This window comes from Clostridium sp. (assembly GCF_050717545.1).
Lineage (GTDB): Bacteria > Bacillota > Clostridia > Clostridiales > Clostridiaceae > Clostridium_AD.
Window position 1 is genome coordinate 84766 of the sequence record NZ_JBOITN010000034.1, and the last position, 12127, is coordinate 96892.

11 protein-coding genes are annotated in these 12127 nt (G+C 30.8%); 1 reads left to right on the forward strand and 10 read right to left on the reverse strand.

The annotated features are described in order from the left end of the window. Positions 1–37 precede the first annotated feature (37 nt). From ACREVX_RS11260 to ACREVX_RS11300, 9 genes are all read right to left on the reverse strand, one after another. Positions 38–1213 carry a Ger(x)C family spore germination protein gene (locus ACREVX_RS11260; protein ID WP_431544277.1) on the reverse strand — a complete coding sequence of 392 codons (1176 nt, stop codon included), beginning with the start codon at positions 1211–1213 and terminating at the stop codon, positions 38–40. Then, on the reverse strand, positions 1203–2312 hold the full coding sequence (locus ACREVX_RS11265) for a GerAB/ArcD/ProY family transporter (RefSeq protein WP_431544278.1): 1110 nt from the start codon (positions 2310–2312) through the stop codon (positions 1203–1205). The genes ACREVX_RS11260 and ACREVX_RS11265 overlap by 11 nt, the downstream gene beginning before the upstream one ends. Before the next feature lie 38 nt (positions 2313–2350). Then, positions 2351–3811, reverse strand: coding sequence for a spore germination protein (locus ACREVX_RS11270; RefSeq protein WP_431544279.1), 1461 nt, complete (start codon positions 3809–3811; stop codon positions 2351–2353). A gap of 44 nt (positions 3812–3855) precedes the next feature. Then, entirely contained in the window at positions 3856–4047 is a 192-nt protein-coding gene (locus ACREVX_RS11275) for a CLC_0170 family protein (protein ID WP_431544280.1), read from the reverse strand. Between the two features lie 224 nt (positions 4048–4271). Then, positions 4272–5114 carry a 4-(cytidine 5'-diphospho)-2-C-methyl-D-erythritol kinase gene (gene ispE / locus ACREVX_RS11280; protein ID WP_431544281.1) on the reverse strand — a complete coding sequence of 281 codons (843 nt, stop codon included), beginning with the start codon at positions 5112–5114 and terminating at the stop codon, positions 4272–4274. A 170-nt stretch (positions 5115–5284) separates the two neighbouring features. Then, positions 5285–6847: a DUF3794 and LysM peptidoglycan-binding domain-containing protein gene (locus ACREVX_RS11285; RefSeq protein WP_431544282.1), complete on the reverse strand. Its 1563-nt coding sequence runs from the start codon at positions 6845–6847 to the stop codon at positions 5285–5287. A 287-nt stretch (positions 6848–7134) separates the two neighbouring features. After that, positions 7135–7392, reverse strand: a complete 258-nt coding sequence (locus tag ACREVX_RS11290; protein WP_246599354.1) for a Veg family protein — start codon at positions 7390–7392, stop codon at positions 7135–7137. Positions 7393–7606: 214 nt separating this feature from the next. Next, complete coding sequence (gene yabG, locus ACREVX_RS11295) at positions 7607–8521, reverse strand: sporulation peptidase YabG (protein WP_431544283.1); 915 nt, start codon at positions 8519–8521, stop codon at positions 7607–7609. A gap of 199 nt (positions 8522–8720) precedes the next feature. Beyond that, positions 8721–9725 carry a CotS family spore coat protein gene (locus ACREVX_RS11300; protein ID WP_431544284.1) on the reverse strand — a complete coding sequence of 335 codons (1005 nt, stop codon included), beginning with the start codon at positions 9723–9725 and terminating at the stop codon, positions 8721–8723. A 139-nt stretch (positions 9726–9864) separates the two neighbouring features. On the opposite strand from ACREVX_RS11300, the gene ACREVX_RS11305 reads away from it, so the two are divergent. Continuing rightward, positions 9865–10998, forward strand: coding sequence for a glycosyltransferase family 4 protein (locus ACREVX_RS11305; protein WP_431544285.1), 1134 nt, complete (start codon positions 9865–9867; stop codon positions 10996–10998). 70 nt (positions 10999–11068) lie between these two features. Here the strand turns inward: ACREVX_RS11305 and ACREVX_RS11310 are convergent, their stop codons facing one another. Next, positions 11069–12124: a CotS family spore coat protein gene (locus ACREVX_RS11310; RefSeq protein ID WP_431544286.1), complete on the reverse strand. Its 1056-nt coding sequence runs from the start codon at positions 12122–12124 to the stop codon at positions 11069–11071. Positions 12125–12127: the final 3 nt, after the last annotated feature.

Below are 12127 nucleotides of genomic sequence, written 5' to 3' on the forward strand. Positions count from 1 at the left end.
TTTATATTAAGAGTATCACCATATTATGTAATCATATTCACTCAGTTGCCCCAATTCTTCGAATTTTCGTATCAACAGTTACATTTACTGATGCCTCTTTATATTTTATCTTCCAACGCTTCTCAATTTTATTCCATAATGAGGGGTTAAATTTCTCAATATGTTCTCTGACCCCAAATGGATCTATCCCATATTCTTTTATAGCTAGTTCCATAGCTTTTCTCAAGTCTTCACTAATGGAACTATTAAAAGCGTTTTGTATATTTTTAAGTTGACCTTCATCAAGTATTTTTTTACCTACATAATATCCACCTATTTGCCCCTCAAGGTTTATATCAACATTAATAATTAATTTATCATCTTTCTGTACAATTCTAATTTTCCTATGATATCCATCTATCAAATAGTCAATAGGGTGTCCATCCAAATATATAGCTTTTTTACCTGCTTTAAACTTACCACTTAAAAGTTGAATGTTAATTAGCTCAAGTGGTGAAAAGGATCCTTTTAATTCATAATCTTCAATTATAGCAGCGCCACTTAACATAAGTTCATTTTTTTCCTTATCTAAACTTATCATAGGTAGCAACGCATTCCCATTTTCGCTTAATAATATAAGAAGTTCATTAATTGTCATGCTCATAATCCTAGAATTTCTATTGCTATTGTCCATAAGTCCGGAAATATAATATTGGGTACTATTTTCCGTTTCTGGTTTGAATTTTACATAGTCCTCAGCCCGGCCATCAGATACAACTACCTGAACCATCCTATTTATGCTAGGATTACGCTGCAGATAATCTACTATCTCTTTGACAGTATCTTTATGATTTAATATATCGCTAGATAATATAAGTAGCTTTGTATGACCAAGATATATATCTCTACTACTTTTTGCCATAGCCTCGGAATACGCATCCTCCATTGAATAAGCCTGAGTATTAATGTATTTTTCCTGAGCACTCCCACCCTTTTCAGCCCCCGCCATGCTCATATCCGGGAATCCATAAGTTACATTGATCTTTTTAATGTTTATACTTGAAGAGGGTTCTACTAAATTAAGTTTTTTAAGTTCCTTTTCTTTGGCTATATCTTCCCCTACATCTATAGCTATAGTGGAGATAAAATTACGTCTATCTATCTCTACTTTATCCCAGCACCCACTAAGCAACATACAGCAAAGGATAAGTGGCAACATCTTCTTAAGCTTCATTTATGTTTTTCCCCCTCTCGCGTGCTTTTCCCACAAGTAAGATAAGTATTGGTAATATTACGAAAAGAAATAATGCCGTTAATAGAACCAGAACACTTCTAAACTGCATGGCATAAAGCTGAGCTATATTATCCGGGTATAATGCTACAACATAAATAATAGGCATTATCAATAGTGAAGATAACTTAATATCTTTTAATTTAAATACATTTTTAACAATTTCGCCTGAAAAGAAGTATGTGTTAACAAATGTAGTAAAATAAAAAAATATCCAAAATGCCATGACTATCCCTTCCCAATTTTCTATAAATGTGCCTGATATTTCTAAAGACTGTATCATAGTAATAGTTGGCCATAATAAAATTTTACTTTGTGATTTAGAAAACACTGCTAAAACAAGAATCATTACAACTAAATAAAACAAAGTTACAAACATAATACTTTTTCTTAATATTCGAGATGAATTGTTCTTATTTTTAAGATAAGGAAGAATAAGATAAGCTATTTCTATCCCCCCAAAACAGAATAAAATATATTTTGAACAACTTAAATAATTCATCGGTTTATTATTAAGCACTGGTAATAAATTTGTGAAATCCGCATTTACTGCGGTAAAAATTAAAACTGTAAATGCAGGAACAAACATAAGCCAAAATGAAATTTCATTAAATTTAACCAGATCACCAATTTCACCGCGAACTAAATAGGTTCCTGTTAAAATAGTGGTCATTAAAATAAATTCTGTAGGGGTCCGCCTTAATAAATATAGTTTAATTACTTCAACGAACTCCCGCATCCCAAGGGATACAATATATATGCTATACATTGCAAATGTAATAGCGAATATTCCTCCAAGAATCTTTCCAAAAGTGTTTTGCAGTATATTTGTAAGATCCTCAAAGTTATTTTTCATCATCACCCTGTAAATAAGATAAAGTAATAAACAAATTATTACGCCTGCCGCTAACGTAACTATCCATGCGTCGCTACCTACCTTATCTATAACTTCTCTTGGACAAGAAAATATTCCTACACCCACTATAGCTACAGATATAGTAGTGAATAATCCGAAATCCCCAATTATTTTTTTCTCTCTCATAATATCTCCTTAACCTCCATACTAGATGACGATGTTTTTTATTTTTGTCTTATCTTATCCCCTGTTTTCATATATTTGGGCCTTTCTTTTAGCTCAGATGTTGGGGCTCTTATATACATATCCTTTAAATCACTAATATCAGTACTGACTGCTGGTGCTAAATAAGGTATACCAAAGCTCTTCATCCTTACCAAATGAATGAGAAGTATGATAAGGCCTACTATTATTCCATAAAATCCTACAATTGCCGAAGCAATAATAAGGAAAAACCTAACTAGTCTAAATGCAGTAGCAACTTCATAATTAGGAGTTACAAATGTAGTTATAGCCGTAAGTGCCACAATAATTACCATAATGGGACTAACTATTCCAGCACTTACTGCAGATTGCCCTATAACAAGCCCTCCTACAATTCCAACGGTAGCTCCTATAGGCCTTGGTAACCTTATAACAGCCTCCATAAGAAGTGCAAAAAACAGTTCCATAATGATGGCCTCTATAAATGCGGGAAATGGTACTCCTTCCCTAGATGCCGCTATTGCATAAGCTAATTTGGTAGGTATTATAGATGTATGATACGAGGTAACCGCGACGTAAAGTGCAGGTGCGGTAAGAGAAATAAATATAGCAACTATCCTAAGAAATCTAATTATAGAACTGTGCATCCATCTTTGATAGTAATCATCGGGAGATTGGAACAAATTAGGCAACGTAGTTGGAACTATAATTGCGAAAGGAGAATTATCTACAAGTAACGCTACTCTGCCCTCATATAGCGCTGCAGCTACTACGTCTGGTCTCTCTGTACTTTGTATTTGAGGAAACGGTGAATATTTATTATCTTCAATAAGCTGTTCAATATAGGCACTATCAAAAACAGCATCAATATTTATTTCATCAATTCTATCCTCAAGTTCTTGAAGCACATCTTTATTAACTATATCGTCAATATACATAATAGCCACATCGGTTTTGGATCTGATTCCTATAGTTTTTGCTTTAATTCTTAGCCTTGTATCTCTAATTCGCCTTCTAATTAACACAGTATTAAACCTTATAGTTTCTGTAAGCCCATCTCTCGCCCCTCTAATTACAGTTTCACCAGATGGATCTCCTATTCCTCTATTAGGCCAAAACCGCGTTGCAATAACATATGCGCAGTTTAGATTATCTATAAACATTAAAGTTTCCCCAGAGAGTGCGGCCTTAACTCCTTCGCTTAGTTTTTCCACCTCATGCATATCCGTAACTGCAAGTATGTTATCCTTTATTTCCTCTACATCTTCTATTCCTTTTGATGACAACATTAACGGTTCTAATACAAAGTCGTTTAATAAAATTTTATCTGCCATACTGTCAATGTAAACTAGCGCTGCCTTCCACTCTCCAACATTAAAAGTTCTAAAGATAACATCAGAGTTATCCTCAAGTAGTTCTTTTAGATATGTTATGTTTTCCTCTGCACTAGGCTTAATTTCGTCATTAATATCTTCTTTCATATTTTTCACTTCCTTATATGTATCAAGTAAATATATATTTCCCCTTATAATAGCCATCTAAGCACAAATAAAATGATAGATATAGTAATTGCAACTCCCCCTAATACTCGTGCTTTCTTACTAATGACCCCCATACCTGATTTTTTAAAGTCCCTTGCATCCACCATAAGCACTACTGTACCTTGAATAAGCATCATTGCTAAAAAATACATATCAAATAAATCTAAAACTCTCATTTTATTTCTCCCTATTTAAATTTAATTAGTAATGTAATACAAACATTAAATCATCTCCTGCGGAGCTGCATTATTAATGTTAATTGTCTACTTTTCTATAACTAGTTTTTACGACACGTTAAAAAAATATTCATTTATATAAATATTCACTTTCATAAATATAAAAAACGTGTAAAACCCTTTAAGGGTTTTACACGTTCTTGCAAATCATTATAAAATTTTATTTAAATTGTTCTTGTTATATATACTTCTTTATATTGAATCTTAAATTTATCATAACACTTTTGAGCCTTTAACATATCATCAAAAAAAGCAAATATCGTCGGTCCACTTCCAGTCATCATTGAACCAACCGCGCCCATTTTACCCATATCTTCTTTTATTCTTTTAAGCACAGGATATTTTCTTAGCGTAACATTTTCTAGTAAATTTTTCATATTGTTACATACATCCGCCAGTCTTTCCTCCTCCATAGCTCTTATTAATTCTTCTGTATCAGGATGTTTGAAAATTTTACTAATGTCTAAATTTTTAAAAACATCCTTAGTTGAAACTCCAAAATTAGGTTTAACTAAAACTAAGATTTGATTTTTAAAAGGTGTAAGTGGAGTGATTATTTCTCCTATTCCTTCGCACAAAGCAGTCCCCCCCTTTATACAAAAAGGAACGTCAGCACCTATTTTAACACCTAAATTCATAAGTTCATTATCATCCACGTCTATTTTAAATAATTGTCTAAGTGTTTTAAAAACAGCCGCTGCATCTGTACTACCACCCGCCATACCAGCTGCTACAGGAATATTCTTTTTAAGGTATATATTAACGCCCTCATTAATATTATAAGTGTCCATAAAAAGCTTTGCAGCTTTATATACTAAATTCTTATCATTTGTAGGTATGTACGGTTTATTACAGCTTATATTAATACCCTTGTTGCATTTTTGAAATGACAGAGAATCATATAAGTCTATGTTTTGCATAATCATTTTTAGTAAATGATATCCATCTTCCCTCTTACCTATTATATCTAAAGATATATTTATTTTTGCATAAGCTTTTACTAACATGACTTTCCTCCAACTCTTTTTATACGACCGAACTTCCACTAGAAACGGCACCATTAAATTCAGTATATTACAACAAATTTAATATTGCTACATTTACTTTTAAAAAATCAAAATCCCACAGCGTTATTAATAACGCTGTGGGATTTTTTTACCAATTTCACTGTCATTATTTATATAATTATTCTACCTGGTATTATAAGCTTTTGTGAAACCTTTATAACATTTGGATCTTCTATTTGGTTTACTCTTGCGATTTCGTGTATTGTAGTATTATATTTTTTAGCAATTTTCCACAAGGTGTCTGCAACCTGAACTACATAAATTGTAATACTAGCCTTTTTCACAGGTGCTTCACCTTCTATTGGATAAACATCTACTAAAAATTTCTTTTCAACCATATAATTCACTCTAACATATACTTTAACTACAGCTCTAATTGCTATATTTCCTGCCTCTATGTCCACATTTATATTCTCTAGCGATACTTTACACATACTACTCATATTTATCTTAGCACCTAATATATCAGCGCCACAGGTAAACGGAATTTCCTCAGAGACTGCAGATAGATATTTTTCTTCATCATCACTTCTATATAATACCGTTACATTCATTATACCCTCAACTACAACCTTATCTTCCATAACCTTTTTATCTGTTATACAAACACTAGCATTACACATAATAACCTTGCTTGGTTTTGCCATAGTATTATCTAACTCTATGTCTCCTTTAACCAATGTCTCAGTTAATAACTGTCCCTGCATTACATTAAGGTTATAATCTTTTTTATCCATCTCAAGTTTTGTAGTTGGCGAGTATACATCTTCAATCATATCAACTTCTTCTTTATGCATAGCTCTTGTGTTTGTTTTTATTGAAAATTCCACATCAATAATTCTTTTTTCTCCTAAATCATCTTCCTTAATATCGAACTCCATACCGTCTACCTTAAAGTCTGTGTAGTTGTCCATATAAGGATTAACATCCTCAAATTCTAGTTCTTTATTAAGCATTACTTCATGTTCAATACAAGATAACTCTCTGCTATCTTTTCCTTTGTATATCATATTAATTAATGCATATGCATTAATTTGAATTTTCCCCTCATACAGTTTTATTTCTTTTTTATGAATATTTACATCAAATTTTATCATTTTAGCAATTTCTGGTTTCTCCATTGGTATTTTTATATTAGCTTTACCAACAAGTTCACCAGTGAAATTTCTTATTACTTTGTCTATACTAGTAGGATTCTTTAAAAATTGGACATCCTTAACTGTATCTATATCTTTAACAATTTGAAAAACAAAGTTTTTATATACTTCAGATTTTGATCTCAATATACCCTCTATACATATTTTTCTCTCGTTAACTATTCTACATTCCATATGTTCTACAAAACAATCGGCATCACAAAGCATTTCTGGCATTGCACCATTTATATCAATTGTATTTGAAAACTTAGAACTATACACTACATTTTCCACGTCTGTGCGTTCTTGATTCTTTGTCATATAAAGTACGTTATATTGAATCTGACCTTCTAAATATACCTTATTCTCAATTATCTGTTTAGAATTTATTAGAGCTTTGACATCCAGCACTAGAATTTCTCTAACATCTGGCTGTGTATCCGGTATTACAAATTCCTCTTTCACCACTGTATCTACTGAATTTTCCCCTAGTAATTGCTCATATTCTATGTTTTCTCTTATCAAATTTATTTCCACATTATACCTCCTTGTATTTTTATCGTGGAAGCATTTATGAATTGCTCCTCACTAAAAAACCTACTAATAATATATATAGAAACAATGCCCAAAATATGATATTTGATTTTTTAATTCGTATTACAAATTCCAACATAATTTTTAAAACTAAAACAAAGGCATATATTATATAAAATGTTTCGTTATTGCTAACGCTTAAACATTCTATTTAATATATGCCTCGCCAATCTCATATTAATAAGATTAATTTATAAATATAAAAAACGATACTATGTTGCAGTATCGTTTTATCCTGCAAAAACTATTTGAACCGTTTTTGTCAAAACATCTGAATAACTATATGTCACTGTCCTGTGGGTGTCCTTTTCTAATCTAATAACAAAAATGTTTGGATATGTCTTTTCAATAACTCCGTTATCTACAAGAATTTTCCTTCTTCCGCCATTAGCTTTTAATGTTACTCTTTCGCCAACATGACTTTCAATTTCATCTTTTATTGAAGTCAATACATTTATTTTTTCCACAGCAAACACCTCTTTCCACATTTTATATTATACACCATATATATATTTTTGTCAACTAAACTTTATATTTTATCACTAGTATCGTAATTTTGTCAATGTTCATTTCACCTTAACAAAATTGATTTTCATAGATTATTCATCATATAATTAATTTTCATCTAATTTATGTCCTTTTACCTAATTAAAACATGGCTTTACTTTAATTCTTTTAAATTCAATTTTTTTTTAAAATTAATTATATAAACTTAGATTTAGGAAACCCCTCTCTATACTTCCCTCTAGTTTGTAATCCACCTATGCCCGCAATCCCTGTTATAGTATTTTGTATTACATCCTCTATAGCTACAACACTTTCTATATTTGTGTATGCAATCTTCTCAGAAACTAAAACTGGATCCAAACAATGAATTAAGACTCGTTCTGGAGAACTAGCAAAATTTGCACCAGCATCTAAAATTGATTCATAACACGATTGACATGCCCCTGCAAATATAACTAAATCATCATAACTTCCATTATAAGTTCTAAGGGCAACAACCGCCTCTACAAAAAACTTAGAGTTCCTGTAATTATTTAAATCCATATAATCAGTTATTCCCTTGACCATACCGTCATGCCCTGTTATTACTACTATGTCCGGTTTAACTTCTTTAACTAAATCTACTATCTCACTTGGTTGATTTTTCTCAGATACAACTCTGCCTACTGCATCTAAGGACAATTGCTTGTAAGTTTTCAAACAGACTTCCAAATAGTCTGCGTCCCCATCAACATGTAGTATTTTACCTGGACGCCCAAATGTCATGTCCTTATTTTTATATTCTTTATACTTTTCTTGTTTTAGCTGCATTTCTTTAATTTTACTTTTAAAATCTACAGTAGATGCCTTGTCTCCTCTAGTTCCTTTAATACGATTCACTAATATCCTTTTTATAGATTCATTTACCTTTTTATTAAAAACCCTATCTATTTCGTAAATTATATCTTCTGATACCAATTGTAGATCATCACTTAAAGAGTCTGCCTCTATTCTTAAGTTTATCCCTTTAAGTAAAAACACATCCTTATTATCTCTTATAACAATATCTATTATTTTAAATGTAATATCCCCACCGTAAGATTTCCTCACTACAACGTCCCCTATTTTCACTTTGCCACCTCCATATTTAAACTCATACTATATGTTATGGAAATATGACTAATAGGTGAAAACAAAAAAAAGTTATGTAAAAATAATATCTACATAACTTTAATAAACAGCATTATTCATACTATAAATAGTCTGTTGCATACTATAAATAGTCTGTTGCATACTATAAATGTTCATGCTATAGATAGCCTGATGCATGTTACCTCTGGTTGAATTGTTTCTTATAATCTTCAATAAATACCATAAACTTTTCTTTTTCAGAAATTAACTCCTCCATCTTCTTGTTAAAGGTATTTTGGATCCAAGTAACTTCATTATAATAAAATCTATTGCAAAGCCTCCAATAGCGTTGTGGAAATACCAAAAATGCATATATGAGTCTGTACTCTTCTAATGACAGAGGATTTACACTACTATATGCCTCTAAAACTATTACAGCATATTTTATGTCCCAATCCTGCTTCTTAAGCATTTTGATTAAAAAATTAGATAAATCGAATGCCTTTACTTCTCTTTTGCAATAATCAAAATCAATTATATTAACGTCATTATTTTTGTCAATAATAATATTATGATAAGTATAATCATGGTGGCAAAATCCTTTTTCTTCTTCAGTTAGTCTACATATATCAAAGTACCTAGAATCATCTAAAATAGCCATAGCCCTTTTGCCTAGTTCTTTTTGAGATTCCACACTCCTAATATAGTTCATATCAAAATCTGTTTTATTATTCTTCTTTTTTCTAATCATTCCAAGCATTTTATCAAAAGACTTTATTCTTTTTTCCATTAAGTGTGGCCATCTTCCAAGGTCCGTTTTAAGCTTACTGTTTTCTGGTGGATCATATCCCTTTGATGCAATATGCATATAAGCTAATTGTTTTGCAGCAGAGATCAGATCTTCCTCATTATGAAAATCACTTTCCCTACCATCTATCCATGTGGATAACGTGTAAATATCTTCGTTAACTAAAGCATAAGGATTTCCTTCGGTATTTAAATAATATCTATCAATCTTGTCAAAACCATTATTTGCAAGATGCTCTTTAGCTCCATATACAAACAAAAGTTTTTGTGTCCCGTAACTGATTTTCTTTAGACACTTAGTTCCGCCATCTGTTTTTAATAAATACACTCCCTTATTAGGACGTATACTCTCTATTTTAATTCCGTACTGTCTTTCAATTTCAAATTCCCTCATCATGTTACTCACCCCCCTTATAATTTATATTACTAATATTTAATTTTAGAATAAATTCTTCCATGTTTTAATAACATTTATGCTTTCTTTTAATATAATGAAATATATTGATATATTAAATCAGTGTTTAAGGAGTCTTATAATGAAAATTGGAATTGATGCTAGAGCTGCAAAATGGTATAGAGGGACTGGTATAGGAACTTATTCATACCAGCTAATTCACTCTTTAAATAAAATTGACAATTATAATGACTATTTGCTATATGTACCTGATGATTGCAAGCTTGCTATACCCTTTAAAAAAAATTTCCAAATAAAAAAGATTAAACAAGATAATCAAAACAATTTTTGGAGTGAGGTTGATACCTATAACCCATTAATAGACAAGTCTATAGACATATACCACGTTCCTCAAAATGGTGTTGGATTACCCGCTCGTAAAAACTGTCCTTTCGTTATTACGCTGCATGATGTAATTCCTTATAAAATGCCAGATACAGTTGGTGATCAATACCTTAAAATTTTCAATGAAAAGTTACCAAATATTATCCCACTGTGTGATGGTATAATTACTGTATCAGAATATTCAAAAGAAGATATTATTAATGTTTTCAACTTTCCTCGGGAAAAAATATATGTAACCCATTTAGCTAGTGAGGATATTTATAAACCCTATGACAAAACTCTTAGTAGATCTATTATCGAAAAAAATTATTCTATAACAGGAGATTATATTTTATATATTGGCGGATTTAGTCCTAGAAAAAACATTGTTGGACTACTAAATTCGTTTAGCATGCTCCTGCCAAAACTAAAAAAGGATATGAAACTCGTCATTGCAGGTAATAAAGGTAAATCATATGATATATATAAAAAAAGAGCACAAGATCTTCATATTGATGAATATGTAATTTTCCCAGGGTTTATATCTATGGAGCATATCCCCTACATGTATAACGCTTGTGAGCTATTTGTATACCCTTCTTTCTATGAAGGTTTTGGACTACCCCCAATAGAAGCAATGGCCTGTGGTGTGCCTGTAATCGCGTCTAATGCTACCTCTATTCCTGAAATAGTAAAGGATTCAACTTTACTAGTAAATCCATATGACGTTGATGACTTAAGTGAAAAAATGTATAATGTGATACATGATAGTGATTTAAGAGAATCACTTATAACTAAAGGATTAAAAAGGGCTGCTGAATTAACCTGGGAACATACCGCTACAGATACGTTAACAGCTTATCAAAGCATATTAGGTACAAATCCAAAATGATTTTATTGTTAATAATAACCCAAAATTAAACCCCTACATAGTTAATATATCACTATGTAGGGGTTTAAATCTAACAATTATAATAATTCTTAAAAGCTTCTAAGAACTGCTCTCTATCTTTTTTATATTCTACTTTTCTCTTTAGCCTGTTTAAGAATATCTCCTCACTCCACTGCTTTTTCCTTGTGTAATAATCCTTAGATATACTATAAAAATCCTCTGGAAAGCTTAGCATTCCATAAAGCACCTTAAGTTCCCTATCATCTAATGGATTTACTTTTGTATATTCACTTATTATGTTATGACATTTTTCAATATCATAACAAAAATCTTTAATGGCTTTATTTGTAAAATTACAAATATCATGTACCTTTAAGTCTATAACCGCATAATCAAAGTCTAAAAAGTATACCTCTTCCTTATTAACTAATATATTGTGATGGGCCAGATCATGATGACAAAATGCTATTTTTTCTTTTTCATTACACAAATTATAATAATCTGACTTTTTAAGGATATTTATGCTTTTTATTATATTATCCTCATAATACTTAACATTCTCTAAAAATATACAATCAAATTCATTTTTATCTTCATTTAATTTTGCTATATCTTTATAAAACAAAAGTTCATTTAGTTTTTTATTGAAATTTTCTATCACTTTACCACATAGTAACCTCTCTTTATTCTTGGCAAGTTGCGTTTTAAATCCCTCTTCATATACGAGCCCTTCAGATCCTCTATGAAGCCCTGCTATCGCTCTAGCTGTAAGCATTACATCCACTGGATTGCTATACTCACACTCTCTGCCTTCTACTAAATCCATAATACAATAAATATCACTTTCCCAAGGAACATATATTAAATTTGACTTTGTTTTTTCAAATTCTATAATTCTGTTAAATTTATTTTTCTTGATATATTCAATTCCATAGTTAATAAACTCAAGTTGGTCTATACTATAATTTACTTTTTTCAAAACTTTATCGCCCTTATTTGTATTAAGTATAAATACTTTTCTTACTGGAATAACATCATACACCACTAGATCAAATTCACTAAATAGGTTCACATCTAAATCATATTTACTTAAATAAGCTCTATCTTTATATCTAACGTCTAACATCTT

What these genes read in the sequence shown, in the direction of transcription:
- ACREVX_RS11310 (WP_431544286.1), bottom strand. Translation starts at nt 12,124, where the DNA reads ATGTTAGACGTTAGATATAAAGATAGAGCTTATTTAAGTAAATATGAT.
- ACREVX_RS11290 (WP_246599354.1), bottom strand. Translation starts at nt 7,392, where the DNA reads ATGTGGAAAGAGGTGTTTGCTGTGGAAAAAATAAATGTATTGACTTCA.
- ACREVX_RS11305 (WP_431544285.1), top strand. Translation starts at nt 9,865, where the DNA reads ATGAAAATTGGAATTGATGCTAGAGCTGCAAAATGGTATAGAGGGACT.
- ACREVX_RS11275 (WP_431544280.1), bottom strand. Translation starts at nt 4,047, where the DNA reads ATGAGAGTTTTAGATTTATTTGATATGTATTTTTTAGCAATGATGCTT.
- ispE (WP_431544281.1), bottom strand. Translation starts at nt 5,114, where the DNA reads ATGTTAGTAAAAGCTTATGCAAAAATAAATATATCTTTAGATATAATA.
- ACREVX_RS11265 (WP_431544278.1), bottom strand. Translation starts at nt 2,312, where the DNA reads ATGAGAGAGAAAAAAATAATTGGGGATTTCGGATTATTCACTACTATA.
- ACREVX_RS11270 (WP_431544279.1), bottom strand. Translation starts at nt 3,811, where the DNA reads ATGAAAGAAGATATTAATGACGAAATTAAGCCTAGTGCAGAGGAAAAC.
- ACREVX_RS11300 (WP_431544284.1), bottom strand. Translation starts at nt 9,725, where the DNA reads ATGATGAGGGAATTTGAAATTGAAAGACAGTACGGAATTAAAATAGAG.
- ACREVX_RS11260 (WP_431544277.1), bottom strand. Translation starts at nt 1,213, where the DNA reads ATGAAGCTTAAGAAGATGTTGCCACTTATCCTTTGCTGTATGTTGCTT.